The following is a 26,751-nucleotide window of genomic DNA, read 5'->3' on the forward strand; positions in this document are numbered from 1 at the left end:
TTGGTGCTTCCCGCGGTTGCCGCGCTCCATCCCTACGAGCCGGGCAAGCCGATCGAAGAGGTCCAGCGCGAACTGGGAATCGGCGAGCCGGCCAAGCTCGCCTCCAATGAGAATCCGATCGGCCCCTCGCCCCGGGCGCTGGCGGCGATTCGCGCCGCGCTCGGTGAGCTCCATCGCTACCCCGACGGCTCGAGTTGGAGCCTGCGCCACAAGATCGCGGCCAAGCACAAGGTCAGCCCCGACCGGATTTTCATGGGCTCGGGCTCATGCGAGATCCTCAACCTGCTGGTTTACCTGTTCCTGCGCCCGGGGATGAACGCGGTGATCGCCGATCACTCCTTCGTGATCTACCGGCTCGCGATCGCCGCCTCGGGCGGGATGGCCAAGGTGGTGCCGCTGCGCGAGGACTACGTCTTCGACCTCGACGCGATGGCAGACGCGATCGACGAGCGCACCGCGCTGGTCTTTCTCGGCAATCCCAACAACCCGACCGGCACGATCTATCGCAAGCCCCAGTGGCGCCGGTTTCTGGAGCGCGTGCCCGAGCGGGTGGTGATCGTCGCCGATGAGGCCTACTTCGAGTTCGTGCGCGACCCCGACTATCCCGACTCGCTCGAGGACCAAGACGGGCACCGTCTGCTGGTCACGCTGCGCACGTTCTCCAAGATTTTCGGGCTTGCCGGCCTGCGCGTCGGCTACGCGGTCGCCCGCGAGGATATCGTGCGGCTGCTCAACAACGTGCGTCAGCCTTTCAACGTCACCTCGCTGGGCCAAGTCGCGGTCGCGGCGGGGATGGACGATCACGAGCATGTCGCGCGCACGCTGGAGGTCAACGCGCGCGGGATGGAGTATCTCGAAGGCGAGCTGCGCCGGCTGGGGCTCTCCTTTGTCCCGAGCCAGGCCAACTTCATTCTGGCCGACGTTGGCGAGGGGCGTGCGGTGTACGAAAAACTTCTGCGCGAGGGCGTGATCGTGCGCCCGATGAACGGCTACGGGCTGCCCCGCCACGTGCGCATCAGCGTTGGCCTGCCCGAGGAAAACCGCCGCCTGATCGCCGCGCTTGAGCGGGTGCTCTGAGGCCGCCGCGCAAAATGTCAACAGGTTTCGGCGCGCGGGCGAGCGGCGCGCGCGCGGACGTGCTATACTTTGAGCACGCCCGCGCGCTGCGGGCGCGCTCCCCACGTCATCATCGTGGCGCGCTTTGAAACCTCCTAGATGGCGGTACTATTCAAGCAGATGACGGTATGCGGGGTGGGCCTTATCGGCGGCTCGCTCGCGCTGATTGCCAAACGCGACGGACTGGTCGAGCGGGTGGTCGGACTCGGCCGCACGCAGCACAACCTCGACGTCGCACTCCAACGCGGGATTGTCGATCGCGCCACCCGCGATCCGGCCGAGGCGGCGCGCGGCGCCGACCTCGTCGTGCTCGCGGTGCCGGTGCGCACGATGCCCGAGACGCTGGCCGCGATGGCGCCGCATCTGCCGCCCGAGGCGGTGATAACCGACGTCGGCAGCGTCAAGGGATGGGTGGTGGACGCGCTCGAGCCGCTACTCGGGCCGCGGATGGCACTGGTCGCGATGCATCCGGTGGCCGGCAAGGAGACCACGGGCGCCGCGGCCGCGGACCAGGAACTCTTCGTCGGCCGGCGCGCGATCCTGACCCCGTCGGCGCGCACCACGCCCGCCGCGCTCGAGCGCGTCGAGCGCCTGTGGCGCGCAACCGGCGCGCGGGTCGAGCGGATGTCTGCCGGCGAACACGACGAGATTCTCGCCCGCGCAAGCCATCTGCCGCAGATCGTCGCCAGCGCGCTCGCCGCCGCGCTCGAAGGTGGGCGCGTGGGCGGGCGCGTCGCAGCCGGCTACGGCGCCGGCGGCTTGCGCGACACGACGCGGATTGCGGCTTCGTCGGCCGAGATGTGGCGCGATATCGTGCTCACCAATCGCGAGGCGATCGTGGCCGCGCTCGAGCTGTTCCGCACAAGTTTCGACGAGTTCGCGCGCGCGATCGCCGAGGGCGATGGCGCGCGCTTCGAGGCCCTGTTCGAGCGCGGGCGGGCGATGCGCGAGGGGCTGAAATGAAGCGCGCGCGGCCGATAGTCGCAATCGACGGGCCGGTCGGCGCGGGCAAATCGACGGTCGCGCAGCGCCTGGCACGCGCGCTCGGCTTCGAGTACGTCAACACCGGCGCGATGTATCGGGCGGTCGCGCTGGCGGCGCGCGCTGCGGGAATCGATGCCGGCGATTCCGCCGCCGAGCGCGAGCTGGAGAAGCTGCTCGCGCGGACGCGAATCGAATTTTCCGCCGGACGCATCCTGCTCGACGGGCGCGACGTAAGCGGCGCGATCGCAGACTCGGAAGTCGGCGAGCTGGCCTCGCGCTTGTCCACGCTGGGCGTGGTGCGCGCGCGGATGCGCGAGTTGCAGCGGGCCGCGGGCGCGCGCGGCGGCGTGGTGATGGAAGGACGCGACATCGGCACCGCGGTATTTCCCGACGCCGAGTTCAAGTTTTTTCTCGACGCCAGCGCCGAGGTCCGCGCCGAGCGGCGCTTTCGCGAACTCGCGGCGCGCGGCGTCGCGACCAGCCGCGACGAGGTGCTCGCGGCGCTGCGCGAGCGCGACCGGCGCGACAGCGAGCGCGCGCTGGCGCCGCTGCGCCCGGCGCCCGATGCGATCGTCGTGGACTCGAGCGCGCGCACGATCGACGAGGTGGTGGCGTTGATGGCGACGCGGGTGCGCACGCGCGCGAGCGCAGCTTAGGGCTTGAAACGAGGCAAGCCCGGCGGTATGGATTGCTGTAGCCTCGAATCCCGGGGAAGGTCCCACTAAATGGAGAAAGCTTTGTCGGATAAGTCGCACGGAGGAGATAATGATTTTCAGTCGCTGATGGAACAGAGTCTGCGGGCTCCGCGCTCCGGCGATGTGCTCACCGGAACGGTCCTGCTGATCACCCGCGATCACGTCATTATCGACATCAACTACAAGTGCGAAGGCCAGGTGCCGCTCGCCGAGTTCCTCGACCACGAGGGCAACGTCGTGGTCAGGGAAGGCGACGAGGTCGACGTCTATTTCGAGGGCACCGAGACCGAGAACGGCACGGTCACGCTCTCCCATGCCAAGGCCGAGAAGTTCAAGGTCTGGCGCGAGCTGGAGCGCGCCTTCCAGAGCGAGACCGCGGTGGAGGGCGTGATCCTGGGCAAGGTCAAAGGCGGTTTGCAGGTGGACATCGGCGTGCCCGCCTTTCTGCCCGGCTCGCATGTCGACATCCGTCCCGCGCGCAACCTCGACCGCTATATCGGCCAGCGCGGCCGCTTCCAGATCCTCAAGTTCAACCGCGCGCGCGGCAACGTCGTGGTCTCGCGCCGCTCGGTCATCGAGCGCGAGCGCGCCGAACTCAAGGAGCAGACCCTCAAGGTGCTCGAGGAGGGCGTGATCCTCGAGGGCGTGGTCAAGAACATCACCGACTACGGCGCCTTCGTCGACCTCGGCGGACTCGACGGCCTGCTCCACATCACCGACATGTCCTGGGGCCGCCTGCAGCATCCCTCCGAGGCGGTCAAGGTCGGCGACAAGGTCAAAGTGGTGGTGCTCAAGTACGACCCCGCGCGCGAACGGGTGTCGCTCGGCATGAAGCAAATCATGCCCGACCCGTGGGCGAGCGCGGCGCAGAACTATCCGGTCGGCGCGCGTCTGCGCGGCAAGGTGGTGAGCGTGACCGACTACGGCGCCTTCGTCGAGCTCGAGAAGGGCGTCGAGGGGCTGATCCACGTTTCCGAGATGAGCTGGAGCAAGCGCGCGGTGCATCCCTCGAAGGTCGTCAACCAGGGCGACCTCGTCGAGGTCCAGGTGCTCGGCGTCGACGAGGGAAACCGGCGCATCTCGCTGGGCCTTAAGCAGACCGAGCCCAACCCCTGGCAGGAGCTCGCGCAGAAGCATCCTGTCGGCTCGGCCGTGCACGGCAAGGTCAAGTCGATCACCGACTTCGGCGTGTTCGTCGAGATCGAGCCGGGCATCGACGGTCTGGTCCACATCTCCGACCTTTCGTGGACGCGCAAGGTGCGCCATCCCTCGGAGATTTACAAGAAGGGCGACGAGGTTGACGCGGTGGTGCTCGGCATCGACGTCGAGAACGAACGCATCAGCCTCGGCATCAAACAGCTCGCCGCGGACCCGTGGTCAACTGTCGCGCAGCGTTATCCACTCAACACCAAGGTGCGCGGCAAGGTAAGCTCGGTTGCCGACTTCGGCGTGTTCGTCGAGCTGGAGGAAGGGATCGAGGGGCTCATCCACATCTCGCAGCTCAGCAACGAGCGGGTGGACAAGCCCTCGGCGCTGTACAAGGCGGGCGACGAGGTGAACGCGCTGGTGGTTCAGGTTGACAGCCGCGAGCGCAGGATCGGGCTGTCGATCAAGGCGCTCAAGCAGCACGAGGAGCGCGAGGAGATGCAGGCCTATCTCAAGCGCGAGCACGAGGCGGCGCGCTTTTCAATGGAAGACATCCTCAACGAGGAGCTGCGTCTGGACCGCGAGGAAGGCGGGCGCACGGGCGCCCGCGGGCGGGGCCGCGAGCAGCGCTAGGTTCGGATTGCAAACAGCAGGCGCGCGGCATGCTGGATGCCGCGCATACAGGGGCGGCGCGATGACCAGGCGCGGCATCATCGAGGAATTACTCGCGCGGCGGCGCGGCGTCACCCATCGCCAGGCCGAGACCGCGGTCAACGCGATGTTCGAGGAGATGGCGCGGGTGTTGGCCGATGGCGGCCGGATCGAGATTCGCGGCTTCGGCAGCTTCGATACCAAGCAGCGGCGCGCCCGCCACGGGCGCAACCCGCGCACCGGCGACGTGGTCGAGGTGGCGCCCAAGCGGGTGCCCTTCTTTCGCGCCGGCAAAGAGCTGCGCGCGGGGCTGAATGGCGGCGGCGGCGAACAGGCGCGCTCGGCCTGAAGCGCCGGGCGCTGCGGAGCGGCTGTGGGCGCCGTGGCGCGCGGCCTACCTGCGCACGGCAGGCAAGCCCGCGCGCGGATGCATCTTCTGCGTCGGCGATCTGGACGCCCGCGAGCGCCGGCGCCGGCTGATCCTGTACGCAGGAGCGCAGGCGCTGGTGATGCTCAACCGCTATCCCTACAACAACGGGCACCTGATGATCGCGCCGCGCCGCCATCTCGCCTCGCCCGAGCGGCTCTCGCGCGCGGAGCGCGCCGCACTTGCCGAGTTGCAGGCCGAGGCGGTTGTGCGGCTGCGCCGCGCGCTCAAGCCCGCGGGCTTCAACCTCGGCGCCAACCTTGGGCGCAGCGCGGGCGCCGGCTTTGCCGACCATATGCACTGGCACGTGGTTCCGCGATGGGAGGGCGACACCAACTTCATGCCGGTGCTCGCCCACACGCGCGTACTTTCCCAGCATCTCGAGGAATCGTTCAGGCTGCTCGCGCCGCTTTTCAAGGCGGTCAGCGCTGCCATATCCTAGAAACTCGGAATCGGATCACCGGATGAATCAAGATCTGCTCAAAATCAACACCCTGGGCGGCTTGCGTGCTGCGGGGGTCGAGATCCTGCCGGTGCGACTGGAGATGCGCCGCAACCTGGTCGAGCGCCTGCGCGCCGGGCGCGCGATCCTGCCCGGGATCATCGGTTACGATTCCAGCGTGCTGCCCGAGATCGAGAACGGCGTGCTCGCCGGCCATCACATGATCTTTCTGGGCGAGCGCGGACAGGCCAAGTCGCGCATCATTCGCCTCCTCGCCGGCCTGCTCGACGAACGGGTGCCGGCGGTCAAGGGGTGCGAGATCAACGATAGCCCCTACGCGCCGATCTGCGGCGCCTGCCGGCGCCGGCTCGCCGAGCGCGGCGAGGAGCTGGAGGTCGAATGGATCGCGCGCGAGCGGCGCTACGCCGAGAAGCTCGCCACCCCTGACGTTTCGGTCGCCGATCTGATCGGTGAGATCGATCCGATCAAGGTTGCCGAGGGGCGCTATCTCGCCGACGAGGAAACCGTCCACTACGGGCTTATCCCGCGCACCAACCGCGGAATCTTCGCCATCAACGAGCTACCCGACCTGACCGAAAAGGTCCAAGTGGGGCTGTTCAATCTGATGGAGGAGAAGGACGTCCAGATAAAGGGCTACAAGATCCGCCTGCCGCTCGACCTGGTGTTCGTCGCCAGCGCCAACCCCGAGGATTACACCTCGCGCGGGCGCATCATCACCCCGCTCAAGGATCGCTTCGACGTCCAGATCCGCACCCACTACCCGCGCACGATCGAGGACGAGATAGCGATCATGGACCAGGAGTGCAGCTATCCGTCCAGCCCCGGGATGGCGCTGCGGGTGCCGCCGTTCCTGCGCGAAATCGTCGCCCAGATAACCTTCGAGGCGCGCGCCTCCAACGAGATCAACCAGAGCTCCGGCGTCTCGGTGCGGGTTTCGATCAACAACCTCGAGTCCGTGCTCTCCAACGCCGAGAAGCGCGCCGTGCGCCTGGGCGAGAACGAGATTGTGCCGCGGCCGAGCGATCTCCATTCGCTCTACGCCTCGACCGCCGGCAAGATCGAGCTGGAGTACGTGGGCGAGGACAAGAAGGAGGAAGACCTCATCGAGCGGCTGGTCAACCGGGCCGTGCTCAAGGTCTTCGACCGCTACTTCAAGGTTGACGAGCTGCGCCGCGTGGTCGGCTACTTCGAGCAGGGATGGGGCGTGGAGGTTTCCGACAGCGCGCCGGCCTCCGAGTACCTCGATGCGCTGCGCGAGGTGCCCGGGCTGCGCGAGGCGGTCGAGCAGCTCGGCTCGTTCGAGACGCCGGGCCTGATGGCGGCGGCGAGCGAGCTCATCTTCGAGGGCCTCCACCTCCATCAGAAGCTCAACAAGCAGCGCGCGGGCGGGCGCTTCGCCTACCACGCCTGACCCCGCGAGCCGCGCCGGCGATGGTCACCATCCGCTACACCGAGTGGGACGGCACCCAGAAGCTCAAGCTCGACGCCGACAAGGTGTTCGAGAAGCTGGCCGAGTACCTGTCCTACACCGACGACGTTCGCCAGGCGATGGACTGGATGGCGCGCCAGGGGATGGACTTCGACGGCGCGCGGGTGATGGGACTGGAGGAGTTCCTCGAGCAGCTGCGCCAGGAGATGCGCCAGCGCTACCGCGAGTTCAACCTCAAGGAGTCGCTGAGCGAGATGGAGCGCCGGCTACAGGACATCCTGGAGCGCGAGCGCCGCACGCTCGAGGAGCTGAGCGCGCAGAAGCCCGGGATGGAGCAGAAGCAGCGTGAGCTGCAGCGGATGCCGCGCCGGCTGTCGGAGGCGATCCGCAAGTTGGAGAGCTACGAGTTCGAGGACGCGCAGGCGCGCGCCGATTTCGACGAGCTGCTCGCCGAATACGAGAACGTCCGCGACCTCGAAAACTTCCGCGAACGCAACCAGCATCTCTTCCACGGTCCGAAAAGCCTCGGCTACCAGGAGTCGCTCGAGCTGATGCGCGAGATGGAGCGCATGAAGCAGCTCGAACAGGATCTGATGTCGGGCAACTTCGAGAGCATCTCGATGGACGAGTTGCGCGAGCTGCTCGGCCAGCAGGCGCAGCAGGACTTCCACAACCTGCGCCAGGTGATGCTGCTGCTCGAGCAGGGCGGGTACATGGTGCAGAAGGGCGAGCACGTGGCGCTCTCGCCCAAGGGCGTGCGCCGCATCGGCCAGCTCGCCTTGCGCGACATCTACCAGGGCCTGCTCAAGGATCGCGGCGGCGGCCATCTCACCGACCATCGCGGGATAAGCGAGATCCGTCCCGACGAGACCAAGCCTTATGCCTTCGGCGACCCGCTCAACCTGAGCCTGGTCGGCACGCTCAAGCACGCGCTGGCGCGCAAGCCGGGCGTGCCGCTGAGGTTGGAGCCCGACGACTTCGAGGTTTACGAGAACGACTACGGCAGCTCGTCGTCCACGGTGCTGTGCCTGGACATGTCGTGGTCGATGAGCTGGGAGGGACGCTTCGCAGCGGCCAAGAAGGTCGCGATGGCGATGGAGACGCTGATCCGCTCGAAGTTCCCGCGCGACTTCTTCTCGATCGTCGGCTTCTTCACCCGCGCGGTCGAGCTCAAGCTCAAGGATTTGCCCGAGGCGTCGTGGAACATGGGCGACCCGTTCACCAATCTTCAGGACGGGCTGCGGCTGGCCAGCGACCTGCTCGCGCGCCATCCCTCACGCAACCAGCACATTATCGTGATCACCGACGGCCAGCCGACCGCCTACTTCCTCAACAAGCGGCTGTACTGCGAATGGCCGCTGTCGTTCGGCGGCATCAGCATGCGCGCCGCGCAGGAGACGCTCAAGGAGGTCGAGCGTGTCACCCGCAAGGGAATCACGATTAACACCTTCATGCTCGACGACTCGCCGAGCCTGCGCGCCTTCGTCGAAAAGATGACGCAGATCAACCGCGGGCGCGCGCTCTACACCCGCCCCGACCACCTCGGCGAGTACATGCTGGTGGACTACATTACCAAGCGCCGCAAGAAAGTGTAGCGCACGGCGGCTCACCAGCGCAGTTTCGCATAGAGCAGTGCGTCGCCGACGCGGCTGTCCTTGACGACGTAGTCGCGCAGGCGGCCCTCGCAGACATAGCCGGCCTTCTCCAGCACCCGCGCCGACGCCGGGTTCCATTCGAAGACCGCCGCCTGTATCCGGCGCAACTCGAAGGTCTCGAAGCTGTAGCGCGTCACGGCCCTGACCGCGAGCGTGGCAAACCCGCGGCCCCATAGCGGCTCGCCGAGCCAATACCCGATCTCCGCGGTCAACCGATGCACGTCGGCAAGAAACTCCAGGCCGATGGCGCCAATCGCCTCGCCGTCGAACTCGATCGCAAAGTTGGCGGGGTTGCCGATGTCGGCGGCGCGCAGGTCGAGCCACGCGCGCGCGTCCGCCTCCGTGTAGGGGTGCGGGAAGCGGTCTCTGAGGTTGAGCCAAATCTTCCGGTTGTTGGCGTAGCGGACCAGCGCCCGCGCGTCGGAGCGCCTCCACGGCCGCAATATCAGCGGATGAACAGTGATCATCGACGACGGGCGGCCGTTTCGAGCGTTGGCGGCGAGGACGCCGGCTACGGCTGGGCGGTCGCGCCGGTGTCGAGGCCCGGGCTGTCATCTTTCGAGCCGAGTTCCGGCTCGGCGCCCTTGATTCCCAGGTCGCCGTTCTCCGGCCGGTTCCATTCGGCGAGCTGCCATCCCTTGTCGAACGCCGCCACGCGCTGGCTGGAAAAGCCGTGGTCGTGGATGCCGCTGAATTCGTCGCCGCCCAGGCTGTAGTAGGGAACGATGTTGTCGCGCGGGACGCCCAGGCGCGAGAGCGTGTAGCCCGCGAAACGGTCGGCGTCGAGCTCTTTGCTCACGCTGGATACCTTCTCGCGCGCGGACGAGAAGTCGCCGTGCGCGACATGGCCAACTTCGTGCGCCATCGCGGCGTATATCATCGGAATCGCATCGGGGCGGCCGTGCCGGTCCGTCTCGCCCCGCAGGAAGATCGCCATGAAGATGCGATTGTAGAAGATGCAGCCTTCATCATTGGCGTGGGGCGAGGCGACTCTCACCGATTCGTACACCGGGGTGTTGATGCCCCAGAGCTGATCGATCTGCGAAACGATGGTTGTGTAGGGCGGACCCGCCGGTCGCGCAAGCTCTCCGCAGACCATCGTTGCCCCCCGATGCGACGGCGGCGAAGCGGGAGCGTGCTCGCCCGGGTGCGGCGGTTCCGATTCCGACGGCACCTGCGTCCAGTCGTCGTCCTGGGCGAACGCGGGCCGCAGGCAAAGCGCGAGACATCCCAGCGTCACAAGCAGGGCGAGGACGGGCACGTGAAGCGCTTTCGACGCTCCCGATAGCGGCCGCCACTGTGTGTGTATCGTTTGCGGTAGCGAATCGGCCATTGCGCCGCCTCCTTCCGCATCCATGTGACCGCAGGCACCAGTCGGTTATCACGCTCTACAACACTATATAACTTATTCTGGCATGGCTAGACGAGCCGTCCAGCCCTCTCGTTCGACTGCCCGCGGCAGCGTCCAGGCGACGCCGATGCGGCGGATCACGACGCGGTCGGCCTGCGCTTTGGCGGCCGCGAGCAGCCTGCGCATAGGTTCGTCCATCGGTTCCTTGGACAGCCGAAACGTTCCCCAGTGCAATGGGATGAGGTAGCGCGCTCCGCTTTGCTGGAACATCTCCCACACCTGCTCGGGGTTGGCGTGGTTGCGGATCCACGGGTCGTAGGCTGCGATCGAGAAGGCCGCGATGTCGGGCGGGTCGGAGTGCAGCGTGGCGAACATCGGCGTGTACGCGCTGTCACACGCGAGGAGCATCCGCACGCCGTCGCGCTCGAGCAAGTAGCTGTTATAGCCGTAGGCGCGGCCGAACGGCGGCCATCGCACGCCCCAATGGCGCGCGCCTATCGCCTCGATTCGAAGCCCTTTGACCTCCGCGCGCTCGCCCCATCGAAGCTCGCGGACGTTGCCGAAGCCGAGCGGACGGATCAGATCGCCGCATCCCGCGCACGCGATCACTTCCGCGCTCTTCGGCAGCGCGCGCAGCGAGGGGAGGTCGAGATGGTCCATGTGCGCGTGGGTTACCAGGATGACGTCGACGTTCTGAAGCTCGGCGGGCGAAAGCGGCGGCGGGATGTGGCGGCGCGGCCCGATCGTCAGAAGGCCGGCGACCGAGAGCCCGACCCGGTTGAACAGCGTCGGGTCGCTTATCGCGCGCACGCCGAACCAGTCCATCAGGAGCGCCGAATGGCCGAGGTTGGCGATCGTCAGCCGCTCGTCCGACCATCGCGCCGGGTCGAGCCGGCCCGCGGACGCCGCTGCGGCCGCGCCACGGGAGGCTGGAGCCCCGTCCGAAGCCGTCGACCTGATGAGCCCGGCGCCGACCGCGAATGCAGCCGCCACGAGCGAGATAGCCGCCACCCTGCGCCACGTCATTCGAAAATATCGTCTCCCGCGGCCAGCATATGCTTTACGGCGGCGGCCTGATAAAGGAAACACAATACGAAGCTGCGGGGTGGAGCGTGGCGGCGTTCGGGGGCGGGGCTGGATTTTCGGGGGCGAGTGCGCGCGAGAAGCTTTATACCTATCTGCAGCGCCAGCCCGCCGGCGCCCATACCGGCGAACTCGTCGGCCTGCTCTTCCGGGGCGCAGGCTCCGACCCCGAGCTTGGCCCGCACATAGTCCATCGCCTGCTCGGCGCCGATCCCAACTTCGTTTTCGATGCGGCGAGCGACACGTGGTCGCTGCGCGGCGCCGAGCAGCTACGGGTCCCTCTCGATCAGGCGCGCTACGTCGTTGTCGATCTCGAGACGACCGGCGGGCGTCCCGGCCCGGGCACGATCATCGAGATCGGCGCCTACCGGATGGCGGGACTGCGAATGACCGAGTCGTTCGCGACCCTGGTGCGTCCGCGGGCTCCGATTTCGCCGTTCGTCACGCGGCTTACGTCGATTACCAACGAGATGGTGGCCGAGGCACCGCCGATCGAACGCGTGCTCGGCGAGTTCCGCGACTTTCTCGGCGACGCCGTGATGGTCGCGCACAATGCCGCGTTCGACTTCGCGTTTCTCGATTTCGAATTCCGCCGCCTGTTCGGAATCGGGCTCAAGAACCCGGTGCTATGCACGCTGCGCCTCGCCCGCCGTTTCGCGCCGTCTTTGCGCCGCCGCCGGCTCGACGCCCTCGCCGAGCACTACGGGCTCAGCACCGCTGGACGCCACCGCGGGCTCGGCGACGCGCGGATGGCGGCCGAGCTGCTCGCGATTTTTCTCGAGCTCGCCGCACAGAACGGGGTGAATCGCCTCGACCGCCTGCTCGATCTGCACGGGCGCGGCGCCGCCGGCCGGCGAATCGAGCGCCACGTCGCGCCCGAAGTTATCGCCGCGCTGCCCGCCGCGCCCGGCGTCTATCTGATGCGCAACGAGCGCGGCGACTTGCTCTACATCGGAAAGGCGCGCCGGCTCAGAGAGCGGGTAAGCTCGTATTTCAACGGCGCAATGGGCACCCGCGCCAGGACGGCCGAGCTGGTCAGCCACGTCCATGCGATCGAAACCCGCATCACGCCCTCGGCGCTCGACGCCGCGCTGCTCGAGGCGCGGCTCATCCGCGAACGCAAGCCGCCATACAACCGGATGCTCAAGGGAGCGGCGCCGGCCTACTTCGTCAGGCTGGACCTGAGCGATCCTTTTCCGCGCCTTGTGATATCGACGCGGCTGACGGTGCGGCGCGGCGTGATGCAGCTGGGGCCGTTCGTCGGCCGCGCCGGCGTCGAGCGCGCGGCGCGCGCGCTCGGGCGCATTCTGGGGCTGCGCACGTGCGCGGGCAAGCTCGCCCCGGAGGCCGACTTCTCGCCTTGCGTGTACGGCCAGATGGGGCAGTGCGCGATGCCCTGCAATCTGAGCATCGACGAAGACGGCTACGGCGCGCGCGTGCGGCGCGCGATCGAGTTCCTGCGCGGACGCAGCGGGCCGCTGCTCGGCGAAGTCGCGCGGGCGCGCGAACAGGCGGCGAGCGCGATGCGCTTCGAGGAGGCCGCGCGATGGCATCGCGACCTCGAAGCGCTGGCCACGCTCGCCGCGCGCGCCGAGCGGCTAAGCCGCGTCGTCACCGAGAACAATCTGGTGATCGTGGTCGGCGCCGGCGCCGCGCGCGTCGCCCACGTCGTGCTCAGCGGACGCCTTGCGCTCTCGCAGCCGCTGGATTCGGAGGCCGCCGCGCAGGCGGTCGCGGCCTTCGTCGCCGCCAATTATGAGAGCTACCGCGTGCGTCCGGTTGCGCGCGAGGAGCTGGAGGCGATGGCGATCGTCGCGCGATGGCTTGGCGAGCGCGACCCGTCCGACGGCCGGCTGATCTACCTTCACGGCCCGGCCCTCCCTCCCGCCGCGCTCTGAAGGCGCCGCAAGCGGGGCTTTCCACGCGCGCACGCGACGGCGCTATACTCCGCCTCGGGAGCGACGGTGCGGTCGCCGCCGCTCCCAAACCCGCCAGAGGGAGGATGGAGCGATGCGCAACTGGATCCGCTTTCCGCGTATCGAGGGCGTCGCCTCGCGCCAGGCGCACTGTGACCTGCCCGAGGGGACCTACGAGCGCGAACTCGGACGCGAGGGCTTCTTCGGGCCGTCCACCCAGATGTACCATCGCCATCCGCCGACCGGATGGAGCGCTTGGGAGGGGCCGCTGCGCCCGCGCGCCTTCAATCTCAACCGCCTCGAGAGCCGCAGCGGGTCGCCTTGGGAAGCGTATCCCGTGCTCGCCAACGCGCATCTGCAACTGCGATGGTGGCGATGCGCCGCGAGCATGAAGGACCTCGTGCGCAACGCCGACGGCGACGAGCTGCTGTTCATCCACGAGGGCGGCGGCGAGCTGTTCTGCGATTACGGCCATCTCACCCTGCGCGACGGCGACTACCTCGTGCTGCCGCGCGGCACCGCGTGGCGGATCGAAACGGCCGCCCCGCTGAGCGCACTGCTGGTCGAGGCGACCGGCGACTCCTACCAGCTTCCCGACAAGGGCATCCTTGGCAACCAGGCGATCTTCGATCCCGCCGTGCTCGACACCCCGCGCCTCGACGACGCCTTCCACGCGCAGCAGGACGAGCGGCCGTGGCGGATCGTGATCAAGCGGCGCGACCGGCTGAGCACGGTGACCTATCCGTTCAACCCGCTCGACGCGGTGGGATGGCATGGCGACCTGGCGCCGGTGCGGCTCAACTGGCGCGACCTGCGGCCGGTGGTGAGCGCGCGCTACCACGTACCGCCCTCGGCCCACGTCAACTTCGTCGCCGAGCGGTTTGTGGTCGGCACTTTCGCGCCGCGGCCGATCGAGTCCGACCCGGGCGCGCTCAAGGTGCCGTTTTTCCACAACGACGACGATATCGACGAGGTAATCTTCCTCCATCGCGGACAGTTCTTTAGCCGCGACAACTTCGGCCCCGGGATGCTGAGCCTCCATCCGTGCGGCTTCCCGCACGGCCCCCAGCCCAAGGCCTTCGCGCTCGGCGCGCGGCGCGCACGCGCGGAGACCGACGAGGTCGCGGTCTATATCGATACCCGTGATCCGGTCGAGATGGCCGAGCAAATGGCTGCGGTCGAGGATCCGGCCTACGTGGATGCATGGAAGGCGCCGGCGCAATGAGAGGAGGACAGCGGTGAAACTCTACGGATACTGGCGTTCCTCGGCCTCGTACCGCGCGCGCATCGCGCTCAACCTTAAGGGACTCGCCTGGGAGTACGCGCCGGTAAACCTGCTGCGCGGCGAGTCGGCGGGCGCTGAGTACCGCAAGCTCAGCCCGCAGGCGATCATCCCCACGCTGGAAGACAATGGGCTGGTGATTCCGCAGTCGCTCGCGATCTGCGAGTACCTCGAAGAGCGCTATCCGAATCCGCCGCTACTGCCGCGCGATCCGGGCGGACGCGCGCGCGTGCGCGCGATCGCGCTCGCGGTCGCCTGCGAGATCCATCCGCTCGCCAACCGCCGTGTCCAGCAGTATCTGGGCGAGCGCTTCCATCTCGGCGAGGACGAACTTGGCGAGTGGAGCCGTCACTGGATCGCGCTTACGTTCGGAGCGATTGAGCAGATGCTCGCCGACTCGCCCTTGACGGGCCGCTTCTGCCACGGCGATTCGCCGACCGTGGCGGATTGCTTCCTCGTGCCGCAGGTCTATAACGCCAACCGGGTCAAGCTCGATCTCGCGCCTTATCCGACGATCCGGCGGGTCAACGAGGAGTGCCTGAAGCTCAAGGAGTTCGATGCTGCCCGCCCCGAGCGCCAGCCCGACGCGCCGCGCTGATCGGCGTCGATGCTTGAAGTTTGATCCGGTGCGGCGGCGCGCTCATAATCGGCGCATCGACGCGCGGCGATTCGGTGGCGGAGGGGCGATGACCAGGCATCCCGACCTGCGCTACGAGCGCAGGCTGTGGCGCAGCGGCGTGGAAGTGGTGGCGGGGCTTGACGAGGCCGGGGTAGGCCCGATGGCGGGGCCAGTGGTGGCGGCGGCGGCGATTTTCGCCCCCGAGGTCTTCATCAAGGGCGTGCACGACTCCAAGCAGCTTACCCCCGAGCGGCGCGCTGAGCTTTACGATCAAATAGTGGCCGACGCGCTGGCGTGGGCGGTCGGCATCGCCGAGCCGGCCGAGATCGATCAGCTCAACATCTACTGGGCGACCCGGCTGGCGGCGCGCCGCGCGCTCGCCGGGCTCAGCCGCGAGCCCGCCCACGTGCTGGTTGATGGGCGCGAGATCGCAAGCCTCGCCTACCCGCAGACCGCGATCGTGGGTGGCGATCGCAAGAGCTTCTGCATCGCGGCGGCCTCGATCCTCGCCAAGGTGACGCGCGACCGGATGATGTGCGAGCACGACGAGCGCTATCCGGGTTACGGCTTCGCGCGGCACAAAGGCTACTGCACGCCCGAGCATTTCGCGGCGCTGCGCGCGCTCGGTCCCTCGCCGATTCATCGCCGCTCCTTCGCGCCGGTTTTCGAGGCCGCGCAGCTCGCGTTCGACATCTGAAAAAGCGGCGGCCGCGCGCCTGCTGTTAACCGAGCGCGCCCCGGCACACGTCCACATGATTTATAACCCGGCGCGATTGCGTTAGAGTTCTCGATGAACGCTCGTCAAGTGAGGCGTTAACCGATGGCTCTTGAGCGTGACAAGCACGTCGCCGAGCGCGCCCGCCTGACCCTGGGCGAGAGCGAGCTGTGCGAACTGTATCGCCGGATGGTGCTTATCCGGCGCTTTGAGGACAAGGTCGCCGAGATGTACAGCCGGGGCAAGATCACCGGCTTCTGTCATCTGTACGCCGGCGAGGAAGCGGTGGCGGTGGGCGCGATCTACGCGTTGTACGACAAGGACTACGTGGTCTCGACCTACCGCGAGCACGGGCATTGTCTGGCCAAGGGGGCATCGGCGCGCGCGGTGATGGCGGAGCTGTTCGGCAAGGTGACCGGCATCTCGCGCGGGCACGGCGGCTCGATGCATCTGTTCGACGCCAACCTGCGTTTCATGGGCGGCTACGCGATCGTCGGCGGCGGGCTGCCGCTGGCGGCCGGGCTGGGGCTCTCCTGTCAGTACAAGGAGGAGCCCGAGGTGGTGTGCTGCTTTTTCGGCGACGGCGCGCTGCCGCAGGGCGCCTTTCACGAGTCGCTCAACCTTGCCTCGCTCTGGAAGCTGCCCGTGGTCTTCATCTGTGAGAACAACTTTTACGGAATGGGCACGATGGTGCAGAACGCGGTCGCGCAGGAGGAGCTGTACCGCTTTGCCCAGTCCTACAAGATTCCCGGCGTGCGTGTGGACGGCCAGGACGTGCTCGAGGTGTACGCCGCGGTGACCGAGGCGGTAGCGCGCGCGCGCGAAGGCGACGGGCCGTCATTGATCGAGGCCGTCACCTATCGCTACCGGGGCCACTCGATGTCGGACCCGGCCGAGTACCGCTCCAAGCGCGAGGAACGTCTGTGGCAGGAGCGCGATCCGATCAAGAACCTGCGCCGCCACATGCTGGGCGACAACCCCGCGGTGGAGCCGCGCCTGGAGAAGATCGAGCACGAGGTGGACGACGTGATCGCCGACGCGGTGCGCTTCGCCGACGAGAGCCCCGAGCCCGGGCTCGACGAGTTGGGCAAGTACGTTTACGTCGAGCAGAGCTGAGGGGGCGGAGATGGCACAGATAACCTACCGCGAGGCGCTCAACCAGGCCCTGCGCGAGGAGCTCGCGCGCGACGAGCGCGTCTTCATTATGGGCGAGGAGGTCGGCTACTTCGGCGGCGCCTTCAAGGTCACCGATGGTCTGCTCGCGCTCTTCGGTGAAAAGCGCGTGCGCGACACGCCGATCTCGGAACTGACGATCGTGGGTGCTGGAATCGGCGCCGCCATGGGCGGCCTCAAGCCGATCGTCGAGTTGATGACGATCAACTTCGGCCTGCTCGCGATGGACCAGATCGTCAACCACGCGGCGAAGATCCATTACATGTTCGGCGGCCACGCCAAGGTGCCGGTCGTGATCCGTGCGCCCCAGGGCGGCGGTCATCAGCTCGGCGCCCAGCACAGTCAGAGCCTGGAGGCCTACTTCCTGCACTGCCCCGGCCTGCGCGTGGTGATCCCGGCCACCGCGGCTGACGCCAAGGGCCTGCTCAAGAGCGTGATCCGCCAGGACGATCCGGTGATCTTCCTCGAGCACGAGAGCCTCTACGGCGTGAAGGGCGAAGTTCCCGAGGGTGAGTACCTCGTGCCGCTCGGGCGGGCCAACGTGATGCGCGAGGGCAAGGACGTCACGATCGTCTCATATTCCAAGTGCGTGTTCGACGCGCTGCGGGCGGCCGAGGCGCTGGAGAACGAGGGCATCGACGCCGAGGTCATCGACCTGCGCACGCTCAACCCGCTCGATCTCCCAACCGTGGTCGAGTCGGTCAAGAAGACCGGCAAGGCGATCGTGGTGTACGAGGGATGGCGCACGGGCGGCGCGGGCGCCGAGATCGCCGCTCAGATCTACGAGGCCGCCTTCGACAACCTGGATGCGCCGGTCGAACGGGTGGCGACGCTCGACACCCCGCTGCCGTACAACAAGCGACTCGAGCATGCGGCGCTGCCGAGCCCGGACCAGATCGTCAGGGCGGCCGAGCGGCTGACCTGAGCGCGATGGGCCGGTCGGCGGCGCCTCATCGCGATGCCTGCGCGGCGAGTTCGCTCAGCCGGCGAGTCGCAAAGTAGCCGAGGAAGAGCGTGCGCATGGCCCAGGTACGGCGGTCAGCCCCGGCGCGGGGCGCCGCGCCCAAGCTCCATAGCGCTTCGATCACATGGATTACCACGGTTATGTCGAACAGCCATCGCGCCGCTACCCCGGCCCATGTGGCGCGCAGCCCGGGCGCGGTCGCCAGCAGGCCCAGCGCCATCCAGTAGAATCCGACCTTGAGCCAGTCGCGCTCCGGAATTTCGATGATTTCCATTCGCGCGCGTCCTCCTCGCTATGCCGCGCGCGCTTGCTTGTCGCGCGCGCGGGCGCGGGAGCAAGATAGCAAGGGAGTTGCGCCATGAGCATCGAACTGACCATGCCCAAGCTCTCCGACACGATGGAGGAGGGCAAAATCCTGCGCTGGCTCAAGCATCCCGGCGACAGCGTCCATCACGGGGAAGCGATCGCCGAGGTCGAGACCGACAAGGCTGACATGGTGATGGAGTCCTTCGAGGACGGCGTGCTCCAGGAAGTCCGTCTGCGCGAGGGCGAGAGCGCTCCAGTTGGCGCGGTGATCGCGGTGATGTCGAAGCCCGGCGAGGAGTATCGCGCACCCGCCCGCGCGGCGGACCAAGAGGGCGCCGCCGCGCCGGGGCACGACGGCGAAGAGATGCGCAGTGCGCAAGCGGCCTCCGAAGAGGAGCGCGAGGAGGAAGCGAGGATAAACGGCGCCGCGCGCGAGCCGCAGTTCCATCCCGCGCTGGCCGCTCATCCTTCGGCCGCGCCGACTGCGATCCCGATGCCGCCCGCGCGGCGCAGCGCTCCGGCCGAGCCCGTGGTCCATATAACCAGCGCGCCGGAGGCCGAAGGGCAGAAGGTTCGCGCCTCGCCGCTGGCGCGGCGCGCGGCCGAGGAGGCCGGCATCGATCTCTCTCAGGTCCGCGGCAGCGGGCCCGACGGACGGATCACCAAGCGCGACCTGGACAACTTCCTGCGCGAGCAGCAGCTCTTCCGCATGCGGCGGCTGGTAACCCCGCACGAGGGCGCGCCCGGCACGCATCTGGAGCTCTCCAAGATGCGCCGCACGATCGCCAAGCGGATGGCGCTCTCCAAGCGCGAGATCCCGCACTTTTATGTGACCGTCGAAGTGGACATGGACGAGGCGGTCAGGCTGAAGAACTCGCTCGAGACTACCGAGCTCTTCGAGCAGAACATCACCTTCAACGACATCGTGATCAAAGCCTGCGCGCTCGCGCTCGGCCGCTATCCGCGGATCAACGCGAGCTTCGAAGACGACGGCATCACGATCCATCCCAACATCAATATCGGCGTGGCAGTCGCGGTCGAGGACGGGTTGATCGTGCCCGTGATCAAGGAGTGCGAGCGGCTGTCGCTGGCCGAGATCGCGCGCGTCGCTCATCGCCTGGTCTCCAAGGCTGCCCGCGGCGGCTTCACCTCGGACGAGCTGTCGGGCTCGACGTTTACGATCTCCAACATGGGGATGCTCGGGGTGGAGCACTTCGCGGCGGTGATCACGCCGCCGCAGGCGGCGATCCTCGCGGTCAGCGCGATCCGGCAGAAGCCGGTCGTGCGCAACGGGCAGATTGTAATCGGCAATACGATGATGCTCACAGTGTCGTGCGACCATCGCATCGTTGACGGCGTGGTCGCCGGGCGTTTCCTCCAGGAGATGAAGCGCTTTCTCGAAAATCCGGCGAGCCTGCTCGTTTCCTGAACCGCGCTCGCCGCGCCTTGCGTCCGGATTCGCACTTGCGGAGGTCGAATTGGCAAACGCACGATACGATTTGGCGGTAATCGGTTCCGGCCCGGGCGGCTACGTCGGCGCGATCCGCGCAAGCCAGCTCAAGATGCGGGTCGCCGTAGTCGAGCGCGACCAGCCCGGTGGCGTGTGCCTGAACTGGGGCTGTATCCCGTCCAAGGCGCTGCTCAATTCGGCCGAGACGATCGAGTCGATCCGCGCCGCTGCCCGGGAGCACGGGATCGAGGTCGGCGAGGTGCGGGTCGATTTCGCTCGCGTGATTCAGCGCTCGCGCGCAGCCGCCGACAAACTCTCCAAGGGTGTGCGCTTCCTGCTGCGCAAGAACAAGATCGATCTCATCGAGGCCAGCGGGAGCATCGCAGGCCCTCATACGGTGGCGCTGGCGCCGGCCGACGGCAAGCCGCCGCCGCCCGCCGAGGCGATCGAGGCCGAGCGGATCCTGGTCGCGACCGGCTCAGGCGAGCGGCTGTTCGGTGGGATGAAAATCGGCGACGGCGTGATGACCAGCCGCGAGGCGCTGATCAACGAGCACCTGCCGGAAAGCCTGATCGTGATCGGCGCCGGCGCGGTGGGGCTCGAGTTCGCCTATTTCTACCAGGCCTTCGGGACGAAGGTTACGGTGGTCGAGCTGGAAAAGCAGGTGCTGCCCGGGTTTGACGCCGAGGTCGCCGAGGAGTTGCGCCGTGCGTTCGTCAAGCGCGGTGTGACCGTGATGCTCGGGCATGGATACAAGTCGATGGAGCGCAAAGGCGCCCGTTGGACCGTGGCGCTGGATGCCGGCGGGACCGCCAAGACCATCGATGCCGAGGCGGTGCTGGTCGCGGTCGGCCGCAGCCCGCTCAGCCCCAACCTCGGGCTGGAGAAGGTGGGCGTGGAGCTTGAGCGCGGCGGCTTCATCAGAATCGACGACTCTTTTCGCACCACCTGCCCGAGCATCTACGCGATCGGGGACGTGGTGCGCCCGCCGCTGCTCGCGCATAAGGCTTCGGCCGAGGGCATCGCAGCGGTCGAGATCATGGCGGGCGTGCGCCAACCCGGGTTCGACCTTATGCAGATCGCCGGATGCATTTACTGCGAGCCGGAGGTTGCGACGGTCGGGTTGACCGAGGCGCAGGCGCGCGAGCGCGGGATCGACGTCAAGGTGGGCAAGATTCCGTTTCGTGCGATCGGCAAGGCGGTCGCGGTCAACCAGGCCGAGGGCTTCGTCAAGCTGGTGGCGAGCAAAGAGTACAGCGAGGTGCTGGGCTGCCAGATCATCGGCCATCACGCGACCGATCTGATCTCGGAGATCGTACTGGGGCGGACACTGGAGACCACCACCGCCGAGATCGGCAAGTCGGTCCATCCGCATCCCACGCTCTCCGAGGCGATCATGGAGGCAGCGCTCGCCGCCGAGGGCGAGGCGATCAATTTTTAACGAGCATGCACGGCACGCTTGAAGTCGCGTGGCTGGGGACGGTTGATTACCGCGATGCGCTGGCGTTGCAGGATGTGCTGGTGGCGGCGCGGCGCGACGATCGGATCGGCGACATCCTGCTGCTGCTCGAGCATCCGCACGTCTTCACGCTTGGCCGCGGAGCCGACGAGGGCTTTGTGCTGCGCGCGATTTCGGGCGTGCCGGTTATCCGCGTCTCGCGCGGCGGCGAGGTGACCTATCATGGCCCGGGCCAGCTCATTGGCTATCCCATCCTCAGGCTCGAAGGCCCCGCGCGCGACGTGCATCGCTATCTGCGCGCCCTGGAGCACGCGATGATCGACGGGCTCTCGCGGTGGGGAATTGCGGCCGCGCGGCGCCCGGGGCTGACCGGCGTATGGGTGGGCGAGCGCAAGATCGGATCGATTGGCGTCGGTATCCGGCGCTGGATCACGCTGCACGGGTTTGCGCTTAACGTCTGTCCGCAGCTCGAATATTTTGACGCGATCGTCCCGTGCGGGATCGCGGGATGCCGGATGACGTCGGTTGCGCGCGAGTGCGGCCGCGATACGCGCGTTGTTGAGGCCGCGGCCGCGATGCGCGAGTCGTTCGCGGCCGCGTTTAGCTACGAGCAAACGGTCGAGACGGAGGCGGCCGCGCTATGGGCGCTGGTTGACCGACCGGGCGGCGGCTGCGAAGCTCGAAATCAGCAATGATCGAGCGCAGACATCCGGACTGGATCAAAGTGCGGGCGCCGGCCTCGCCCGAATACTTCCGCACCCGCGCGCTGCTCGCCGGCCTCAGGTTGCATACGGTTTGCCAGGAGGCGTGCTGCCCGAATATCGGCGAGTGTTTCTCCCATCGCACTGCCACCTTTATGCTGATGGGCGACGTGTGCACGCGCAACTGCCCCTACTGTGCGGTCGCTCATGGCAAGGTGCGCCCGCTCGATCCCGATGAGCCGCGGCGGATCGCCGAGGCCGTGGCGCGACTCGAGCTCGACCACGTGGTTGTGACTTCGGTCGATCGCGACGATCTCCCGGACGGCGGTGCAGCACACTTCGCTGCTACTGCCGCCGCGATCAAGGCGACGCGCAGGGCGGCACGGGTCGAGGTACTGGTGCCGGATTTCAAGGGCAGGCACCAAAGCGTCGAAACCGTGGTGCGCTCGCCCATCGAGGTCTTCAATCACAATATCGAGACGGTCCCTAGCCTCTATCGCAAGGCGCGTCCGGGCGGAAATTACGAGCGTTCGCTCGCTGTGCTCGCCCATGCACGCGAGTTTGCCGCCGCCGGACGCGGCGCTCCGTTGCTGACCAAGGCCGGGCTCATGCTGGGCTTGGGCGAGGAGCGCGCGGAGCTTGTCTCGGTGTTGCGCGATTTGCGCGCCGTGGGATGCGATATCCTCACGCTCGGGCAATATTTGCGCCCCTCGCGCGACCATCTGCCGGTCGAACGCTACGTCCCGCCGGATGAGTTCGCCGAACTCAAGGCCGAGGCACTGGGTATGGGTTTCGCGCACGTCGAGGCTGGGCCGCTGGTCCGCAGCTCCTACCATGCGTGGGAGCACGCCAAACACGCCGCGGCAGTCTAGTGACTGCGAATCCCCTTCGTCGGTTCTCCGACATCCGTTGCCGCGACGCATCCGCGTTGCGCGCGCGCAACGCAGCGATTCGGACCTCCAGAGCAGACGCGCGGGTGCTTCTAGCTATAAGACGTGCTTCTGGGCTCTGTCATCTAGGGTCGCCGCACGGCAGTCGCAGATATCAGGTGGTCCAACACTTAGTCTGATGCGGTTTAGAAGTTTCTCATCACTTTATTCGCTCTAATTAACCATTCAAAGACAGAACATCCAGAATGGTTAGCTGTGACGGAACGCCTTTTGCGTAGGCGTCTCCGGCGTGGCTGAGGCCATGGCTGAAGGGCGGATGAACCTCAAACTCGAAGAGCTCAGGAAGCGTCTGCTCGACTCGATGCCAGGTGCAGATGCGCCGGCTGAGACGGTCTACAAGCGCAGCACCGAAGGGGCAATTTCATCCGAGCCAGTCTCTGCCACGGCTGCGCTCGGATCGGCTACGGCGCAGCCGGCGACACGCGAGGCGCAGGGGGCTACCCAACCGGTTTCGGTCGCCGGCGGCGTGCTTCAGTATGTGACCGGCGAGGACAAGGAGAAAGCCGGCGCGAAGTCGCGCTACCACGTGGCGCATGCAGTCGCGAAGGTCTTTGAGTCCACGCGAATCCATCAGGAGCGCCTGGCCGAGTTGTCCAAATCGTTCGATTCGATCGAGCAGATGGCGCAGGCGGCGGCGCGTGCTTTCGAACCGATCCGTGCGTTCCATGCGCAGATGGAGAAGCTGTCGGGCACGTTTGAACCGATGCGCTCGTTCCAGGAGCAGTTGGGCGCGATGGCGGCGACGTTCGAGCCGATGAAGGCGCTGCACGAACAGATGGTGCAGATGGCCGAGGCGTTCCAGTTCAACCTTGCGCAGTTTGCGACCTCGCTGGAGCCGGCCAGAAAGTTCCAGGCCCAGCTTGAAAAGCTGGCCAAGGTGTTCGAGTCGGTCGGCGAGCTGCAGGAGCAGTTCGTCGAGCTGTCGGAGGCGTTTCGAAGCGCGGCGCGTGGCGGTGGTGAGGGAGTTGCGGCGCACAACTAGGGATTGAAATCCGGCGCCATGCGGTGGCGCCGGGTCGGTTGGAAAAAGGGGGGTTCGTCCAACGGCCGGCCGGACGCGAGTCCGGCCGGCCAGCGGGCGGAGCCGTGGTGGGGGAGGCGAGGGCCGCGTCGGCCGCTTTGGGAGCGGCCGACGCGGCCCTCGCGCATTGTGCGCGCAAGCACTGCGGCTGCGCCCGGCGCAGCACGCCGAGGAAGTCGGCGTTCCGCGTACAGCCGCATGACGCCGCGCCATCAAAAGCGCGACGGGCGGGCCATCGCTCGATGGCCCGCCCGCGCTATGCCCAAGGGCTTTTGGAACGGCTGGTGGCGCGCAGGCGCGTCCCCAGCCGATGGCTTTTACCGACTGATCCTCTTCAGTTCCGCAGCGCGCGTCTGCATGTAAGCGTCCTGCACCGCGCCGTAGAGATCCACCGCGTAGCGGTCTGCTTCCTCGAATTGATTCGGATGCAGCGAACGGTAGTTGACCGCGGTGACCGCCTCCGAACCCGCATTAGCGGCCATCGAGATCCACCACGGCACCAGCCAGTACATCGGGTTCATCGTGGCGTCAACCGCCAGCCCTACCGTATCGCGAATCGTCGAAGGGCCGAAGAACGGCAGCATGATGTAAGGACCCGAATAGATCCCGTAATGGCCCATCGTGAGGCCAAAATCGTCGGGCTGCTCCTTGAGCCCAAACCAGTCGTCGGCGACGTCGAACAATCCCACGACTCCCAGCGTGGTGTTGATCCCAAAGCGGGCAAGCTCGGTGCCCGCCGGCACGAAGCGCAGCTGGAAAAGGTTGTTGGCGAAGCGCGGAAGGAAGCTGACGTTGTCGAAAAAGCGGCCAACGCTTTTGCGGGCCGGCTCCGGCATCACGTACGAATAGCCCTTGGCTACCGGCGTGACGACCCATTCGTCAAGATTGAGATTGAAGGTGAACATCGCCTCGTTGAACGGCGACAGCGGGTCCGGATACGGTCCTCCGCCTTCACCCGGCAACACCTTAGGCTGAGCCACTGGTGCCTGGTCGGCGGCCAGCGCCGGTCGCACAAACGCCGCCGCCAGCGCCGCGACTGCCAGCGACGCCACCATCGCCGAAGTCCATCGGCAACTCCGTCGCACGTGGCCTGCGACACCGATTATTGGTTCATTCACGGCCAGCTTCACCTCCCCCGCCGTCGCGCGGCGCGCTTCGTCTCCCCCCAAGCTCTGGCCTACGAGCCCAGCGAGGCTTGCAGTTGCTGCTGCTTGGCACGCATGTCGGCGACCAGTTTAGCGTATCCCTGGTCGTTAATCACACGGTTAAACTGGTTGCGATAATTCGAGATGATACTGATGTTGTCCACGGTGACGTCGTAGATCTTCCAGTCGTTGTTCACCTGCCGCAGGAGATAGTCGACCTTAATGGGCTCCTTCCCCTGCTGCACGACCAGGCTGCGCACCCGTGCGAAGCCCTGACCCTCCGAGTTTTGGCCCAAGACCTGCACTTCCTGGCCCGCATAATTCTGAATCTTGCTCAAATAGGCGTTCTCGATAAACGCGGTAAAGAGCTGAACAAATTCGGCCCGCTGGCTGGGATTGAGTTCGCGCCAATGGTAGCCGAGCGCGATCCGCGCCATGTCGTGGAAGTCGAAATGGCCTTCGAGCAGTCCGCGCAACTGACGCCGACGGTTTGGCAGCGGGGTCTGCTTGTCGCGCAGGACGGGCAGTGCCCGATCGATAACCTGTTTGACTACGGCCTGCGCGCTGACTGCGGTGGCGGTCATGGCGGGCGCCGCAACCACAGCTATCGCCAACGCCGTGAGCGTCGTAGCAAGAGCAAAGGGGGCCACGCGCGAGCGGAACGTCTTGCCGTTTGCAACGCGGTTTGACGGATGAAAATTCTTCCCGAACATACGAACTTCTTACCTCTTACTGGATGCCTTCCGGGGCGGAGGTTTTGCCATGGTCCTTGGAGGCTCCGCTTTCTGAGGATGACCCCGAGCCGCTGCCGGAGCTGTTGATAAGCTGGCCGATCGCGTCTTCGAGCACGAAGGCCGACTGGGTGCGCCGAATTACTCCGCCATCGCCAAGTTCCTTGTCGCCGGCGCCCAGCGAGATCGACACGTACTTATCCCCAATTATGCCGCTGGTCTTGATCGACGCAATCGCGTCACTGTCCACCTTGACCCCTTCGTTAATCCGCAGCGCGACCTGAGCGCGATAGTCCTTGAGCGCGATAGCAATTACTTTGCCAACCTTAACCCCCGCGATCTCGACTTGGTCCCCGGTCTTGAGCCCCGAGATGTTGTCGAAATTGGCGTAGAGAACGTAACCATTGTTGGAGAACAGTTCGACCCGGCCCAGGCTGAGCGACAGGTACGCCAGCGCCGCGATTCCCACCAACGCGAAGATTCCCACGATCAGCTTGGTTTGCCAGCTGGCGTACATCGTCCGCCCTCAAAGTGCCTCCACTTCGCGCTCGTCGCCGGCTGCGCGGCCGGCCAGAAAGCGGTTAAAGACCTCGTCATTGGCCGCGGTTACTTCGGCTGGCGAGCCGACCAGCCGTATCCTGCCCTCGTGCATGAAAGCCACCTGGTCGGAGATCTCGAAGACCGCCGGCACGTCATGGCTGACCATCACGACGGTCAGGCCGAAGCGTTGTTGGGTATGGCGCACGAGGGCGTGGATCGAGCCGGTGCGGGTGGGATCGAGGCCTGTCGTCGGCTCGTCGAGCATCAGGATCTTGGGATTGCGGATGAGCGCGCGCGCCAGCGCCACGCGCTTCTGCATCCCGCCGCTGAGCTCGGAGGGGAACTTGCGCTCCATCCCTTCCAGCCCGACATTGGCCAGCATCTCGAGCACCCGCCTGGCGATCTCCTCGCGCTTCAGGTGAGTCTTTTCGACCAGTGGAAACGCGACATTGTCGAACACGCTCATCGAATCGAACAGCGCGCCGCCTTGGAACAGCATCCCGAACTCGGCGCGCACGGCGTCCAACGCGCGCGCACCCAGACGCGTCACGTCGACACCCTCGATCAGGATCCGACCCGCGTCTGGCCGCAGCAGCAGGTTGAGATGCTTGAGCAGGACGGTCTTACCGCAGCCGCTGGGGCCGACGATCGTGCAGATGCGCCCGCGGGGAACGTCGAGATCGACCCCTTTGAGCACCTGCTGGTGGCCGAAACGCCGGTAAAGTCCGCGCACCTCGATCGCATTGGCGCCTGCTCCGTTATGTCCGACCGCACTCATC

The 26,751-nt window shown here is 66.8% G+C and carries 27 protein-coding genes; 19 read left to right on the forward strand and 8 right to left on the reverse strand.

Annotated features, from left to right (window positions below; all coding sequences use genetic code 11):
- Positions 1-3 precede the first annotated feature (3 nt).
- From hisC to VFB33_05270, 8 genes are all read left to right on the forward strand, one after another.
- Complete coding sequence (gene hisC / locus VFB33_05235) at positions 4-1,077, forward strand: histidinol-phosphate transaminase (protein ID HZO81077.1); 1,074 nt, start codon at positions 4-6, stop codon at positions 1,075-1,077.
- Positions 1,078-1,215: 138 nt separating this feature from the next.
- Complete coding sequence (locus VFB33_05240) at positions 1,216-2,079, forward strand: prephenate dehydrogenase/arogenate dehydrogenase family protein (protein HZO81078.1); 864 nt, start codon at positions 1,216-1,218, stop codon at positions 2,077-2,079.
- Positions 2,076-2,756: a (d)CMP kinase gene (gene cmk, locus VFB33_05245; protein HZO81079.1), complete on the forward strand. Its 681-nt coding sequence runs from the start codon at positions 2,076-2,078 to the stop codon at positions 2,754-2,756. Before VFB33_05240 ends, cmk begins: the two co-directional genes overlap by 4 nt.
- Before the next feature lie 69 nt (positions 2,757-2,825).
- The gene (locus VFB33_05250) at positions 2,826-4,574 is read left to right on the forward strand and encodes a 30S ribosomal protein S1 (GenBank protein HZO81080.1); all 1,749 of its coding nucleotides are present in this window, start codon (positions 2,826-2,828) and stop codon (positions 4,572-4,574) included.
- A gap of 61 nt (positions 4,575-4,635) precedes the next feature.
- Entirely contained in the window at positions 4,636-4,941 is a 306-nt protein-coding gene (locus VFB33_05255) for an HU family DNA-binding protein (protein ID HZO81081.1), read from the forward strand.
- Positions 4,907-5,461 (forward strand): HIT domain-containing protein, encoded by a 555-nt coding sequence (locus tag VFB33_05260; protein ID HZO81082.1) that lies wholly within the window; start codon positions 4,907-4,909, stop codon positions 5,459-5,461. The genes VFB33_05255 and VFB33_05260 overlap by 35 nt, the downstream gene beginning before the upstream one ends.
- A 22-nt stretch (positions 5,462-5,483) precedes the next feature.
- A complete protein-coding gene (locus VFB33_05265) occupies positions 5,484-6,893 on the forward strand; it encodes a hypothetical protein (GenBank protein HZO81083.1) in 1,410 nt (469 codons plus the stop codon).
- A 20-nt stretch (positions 6,894-6,913) separates the two neighbouring features.
- Complete coding sequence (locus VFB33_05270) at positions 6,914-8,506, forward strand: VWA domain-containing protein (protein HZO81084.1); 1,593 nt, start codon at positions 6,914-6,916, stop codon at positions 8,504-8,506.
- A gap of 11 nt (positions 8,507-8,517) precedes the next feature.
- On the opposite strand, the gene VFB33_05275 is transcribed toward VFB33_05270, so the two are convergent.
- The 3 genes from VFB33_05275 to VFB33_05285 form a co-directional block, all read right to left on the reverse strand.
- The gene (locus VFB33_05275; protein ID HZO81085.1) at positions 8,518-9,033 is read right to left on the reverse strand and encodes a GNAT family N-acetyltransferase; all 516 of its coding nucleotides are present in this window, start codon (positions 9,031-9,033) and stop codon (positions 8,518-8,520) included.
- Between the two features lie 44 nt (positions 9,034-9,077).
- Complete coding sequence (locus VFB33_05280; protein ID HZO81086.1) at positions 9,078-9,827, reverse strand: hypothetical protein; 750 nt, start codon at positions 9,825-9,827, stop codon at positions 9,078-9,080.
- Between the two features lie 144 nt (positions 9,828-9,971).
- Positions 9,972-10,943 (reverse strand): MBL fold metallo-hydrolase, encoded by a 972-nt coding sequence (locus VFB33_05285; GenBank protein HZO81087.1) that lies wholly within the window; start codon positions 10,941-10,943, stop codon positions 9,972-9,974.
- A gap of 86 nt (positions 10,944-11,029) precedes the next feature.
- Here VFB33_05285 and VFB33_05290 point away from each other — a divergent pair, with 86 nt between their 5' ends.
- The 6 genes from VFB33_05290 (at position 11,030) to VFB33_05315 (ending at position 17,630) form a co-directional block, all read left to right on the forward strand.
- Positions 11,030-12,898 (forward strand): exonuclease domain-containing protein, encoded by a 1,869-nt coding sequence (locus VFB33_05290; protein ID HZO81088.1) that lies wholly within the window; start codon positions 11,030-11,032, stop codon positions 12,896-12,898.
- Positions 12,899-13,010: 112 nt separating this feature from the next.
- Complete coding sequence (locus VFB33_05295; GenBank protein ID HZO81089.1) at positions 13,011-14,141, forward strand: homogentisate 1,2-dioxygenase; 1,131 nt, start codon at positions 13,011-13,013, stop codon at positions 14,139-14,141.
- A gap of 13 nt (positions 14,142-14,154) precedes the next feature.
- Complete coding sequence (maiA, locus tag VFB33_05300; protein HZO81090.1) at positions 14,155-14,796, forward strand: maleylacetoacetate isomerase; 642 nt, start codon at positions 14,155-14,157, stop codon at positions 14,794-14,796.
- An 88-nt stretch (positions 14,797-14,884) separates the two neighbouring features.
- Positions 14,885-15,514 (forward strand): ribonuclease HII, encoded by a 630-nt coding sequence (locus VFB33_05305; protein HZO81091.1) that lies wholly within the window; start codon positions 14,885-14,887, stop codon positions 15,512-15,514.
- Between the two features lie 123 nt (positions 15,515-15,637).
- Entirely contained in the window at positions 15,638-16,648 is a 1,011-nt protein-coding gene (gene pdhA / locus VFB33_05310) for a pyruvate dehydrogenase (acetyl-transferring) E1 component subunit alpha (GenBank protein HZO81092.1), read from the forward strand.
- A 10-nt stretch (positions 16,649-16,658) separates the two neighbouring features.
- On the forward strand, positions 16,659-17,630 hold the full coding sequence (locus tag VFB33_05315; protein HZO81093.1) for an alpha-ketoacid dehydrogenase subunit beta: 972 nt from the start codon (positions 16,659-16,661) through the stop codon (positions 17,628-17,630).
- A gap of 25 nt (positions 17,631-17,655) precedes the next feature.
- Here the strand turns inward: VFB33_05315 and VFB33_05320 are convergent, their stop codons facing one another.
- Entirely contained in the window at positions 17,656-17,943 is a 288-nt protein-coding gene (locus tag VFB33_05320; protein ID HZO81094.1) for a DUF4499 domain-containing protein, read from the reverse strand.
- A gap of 84 nt (positions 17,944-18,027) precedes the next feature.
- Between VFB33_05320 and VFB33_05325 the strand changes: the two genes are divergently transcribed.
- The 5 genes from VFB33_05325 to VFB33_05345 all read left to right on the forward strand — a co-directional run bounded on the left by VFB33_05325 (position 18,028) and on the right by VFB33_05345 (position 23,517).
- Positions 18,028-19,404 (forward strand): dihydrolipoamide acetyltransferase family protein, encoded by a 1,377-nt coding sequence (locus VFB33_05325; GenBank protein HZO81095.1) that lies wholly within the window; start codon positions 18,028-18,030, stop codon positions 19,402-19,404.
- Between the two features lie 49 nt (positions 19,405-19,453).
- On the forward strand, positions 19,454-20,866 hold the full coding sequence (lpdA, locus tag VFB33_05330; protein ID HZO81096.1) for a dihydrolipoyl dehydrogenase: 1,413 nt from the start codon (positions 19,454-19,456) through the stop codon (positions 20,864-20,866).
- Between the two features lie 5 nt (positions 20,867-20,871).
- Positions 20,872-21,579, forward strand: a complete 708-nt coding sequence (gene lipB, locus VFB33_05335; protein ID HZO81097.1) for a lipoyl(octanoyl) transferase LipB — start codon at positions 20,872-20,874, stop codon at positions 21,577-21,579.
- On the forward strand, positions 21,576-22,457 hold the full coding sequence (gene lipA, locus VFB33_05340) for a lipoyl synthase (GenBank protein ID HZO81098.1): 882 nt from the start codon (positions 21,576-21,578) through the stop codon (positions 22,455-22,457). The genes lipB and lipA overlap by 4 nt, the downstream gene beginning before the upstream one ends.
- Positions 22,458-22,764: 307 nt before the next feature.
- Positions 22,765-23,517 (forward strand): hypothetical protein, encoded by a 753-nt coding sequence (locus tag VFB33_05345; protein HZO81099.1) that lies wholly within the window; start codon positions 22,765-22,767, stop codon positions 23,515-23,517.
- 356 nt (positions 23,518-23,873) lie between these two features.
- Here VFB33_05345 and VFB33_05350 read toward each other — a convergent pair whose 3' ends face one another.
- The 4 genes from VFB33_05350 to VFB33_05365 are packed head-to-tail and all read right to left on the reverse strand — an operon-like array spanning position 23,874 to position 26,750.
- Complete coding sequence (locus VFB33_05350; protein HZO81100.1) at positions 23,874-24,674, reverse strand: VacJ family lipoprotein; 801 nt, start codon at positions 24,672-24,674, stop codon at positions 23,874-23,876.
- A 59-nt stretch (positions 24,675-24,733) separates the two neighbouring features.
- A complete protein-coding gene (locus VFB33_05355) occupies positions 24,734-25,414 on the reverse strand; it encodes an ABC transporter substrate-binding protein (protein ID HZO81101.1) in 681 nt (226 codons plus the stop codon).
- A gap of 16 nt (positions 25,415-25,430) precedes the next feature.
- Entirely contained in the window at positions 25,431-25,949 is a 519-nt protein-coding gene (gene mlaD, locus VFB33_05360; protein HZO81102.1) for an outer membrane lipid asymmetry maintenance protein MlaD, read from the reverse strand.
- 9 nt (positions 25,950-25,958) lie between these two features.
- Positions 25,959-26,750, reverse strand: coding sequence for an ATP-binding cassette domain-containing protein (locus tag VFB33_05365; GenBank protein HZO81103.1), 792 nt, complete (start codon positions 26,748-26,750; stop codon positions 25,959-25,961).
- Position 26,751: the final 1 nt, after the last annotated feature.

The sequence above is a fragment of the Candidatus Binataceae bacterium genome (assembly GCA_035650475.1).
Lineage (GTDB): Bacteria > Desulfobacterota > Binatia > Binatales > Binataceae > JAKAVN01.

What these genes read in the sequence shown, in the direction of transcription:
- VFB33_05260 (HZO81082.1), top strand. Translation starts at nt 4,907, where the DNA reads ATGGCGGCGGCGGCGAACAGGCGCGCTCGGCCTGAAGCGCCGGGCGCT.
- VFB33_05305 (HZO81091.1), top strand. Translation starts at nt 14,885, where the DNA reads ATGACCAGGCATCCCGACCTGCGCTACGAGCGCAGGCTGTGGCGCAGC.
- pdhA (HZO81092.1), top strand. Translation starts at nt 15,638, where the DNA reads ATGGCTCTTGAGCGTGACAAGCACGTCGCCGAGCGCGCCCGCCTGACC.
- VFB33_05285 (HZO81087.1), bottom strand. Translation starts at nt 10,943, where the DNA reads ATGACGTGGCGCAGGGTGGCGGCTATCTCGCTCGTGGCGGCTGCATTC.
- VFB33_05325 (HZO81095.1), top strand. Translation starts at nt 18,028, where the DNA reads ATGAGCATCGAACTGACCATGCCCAAGCTCTCCGACACGATGGAGGAG.
- mlaD (HZO81102.1), bottom strand. Translation starts at nt 25,949, where the DNA reads ATGTACGCCAGCTGGCAAACCAAGCTGATCGTGGGAATCTTCGCGTTG.
- VFB33_05295 (HZO81089.1), top strand. Translation starts at nt 13,011, where the DNA reads ATGCGCAACTGGATCCGCTTTCCGCGTATCGAGGGCGTCGCCTCGCGC.
- VFB33_05240 (HZO81078.1), top strand. Translation starts at nt 1,216, where the DNA reads ATGGCGGTACTATTCAAGCAGATGACGGTATGCGGGGTGGGCCTTATC.
- lipA (HZO81098.1), top strand. Translation starts at nt 21,576, where the DNA reads ATGATCGAGCGCAGACATCCGGACTGGATCAAAGTGCGGGCGCCGGCC.
- VFB33_05355 (HZO81101.1), bottom strand. Translation starts at nt 25,414, where the DNA reads ATGTTCGGGAAGAATTTTCATCCGTCAAACCGCGTTGCAAACGGCAAG.
- VFB33_05250 (HZO81080.1), top strand. Translation starts at nt 2,826, where the DNA reads ATGGAGAAAGCTTTGTCGGATAAGTCGCACGGAGGAGATAATGATTTT.
- VFB33_05275 (HZO81085.1), bottom strand. Translation starts at nt 9,033, where the DNA reads ATGATCACTGTTCATCCGCTGATATTGCGGCCGTGGAGGCGCTCCGAC.
- VFB33_05270 (HZO81084.1), top strand. Translation starts at nt 6,914, where the DNA reads ATGGTCACCATCCGCTACACCGAGTGGGACGGCACCCAGAAGCTCAAG.
- cmk (HZO81079.1), top strand. Translation starts at nt 2,076, where the DNA reads ATGAAGCGCGCGCGGCCGATAGTCGCAATCGACGGGCCGGTCGGCGCG.
- VFB33_05365 (HZO81103.1), bottom strand. Translation starts at nt 26,750, where the DNA reads ATGAGTGCGGTCGGACATAACGGAGCAGGCGCCAATGCGATCGAGGTG.
- VFB33_05255 (HZO81081.1), top strand. Translation starts at nt 4,636, where the DNA reads ATGACCAGGCGCGGCATCATCGAGGAATTACTCGCGCGGCGGCGCGGC.
- lipB (HZO81097.1), top strand. Translation starts at nt 20,872, where the DNA reads ATGCACGGCACGCTTGAAGTCGCGTGGCTGGGGACGGTTGATTACCGC.
- VFB33_05315 (HZO81093.1), top strand. Translation starts at nt 16,659, where the DNA reads ATGGCACAGATAACCTACCGCGAGGCGCTCAACCAGGCCCTGCGCGAG.
- VFB33_05265 (HZO81083.1), top strand. Translation starts at nt 5,484, where the DNA reads ATGAATCAAGATCTGCTCAAAATCAACACCCTGGGCGGCTTGCGTGCT.
- VFB33_05320 (HZO81094.1), bottom strand. Translation starts at nt 17,943, where the DNA reads ATGGAAATCATCGAAATTCCGGAGCGCGACTGGCTCAAGGTCGGATTC.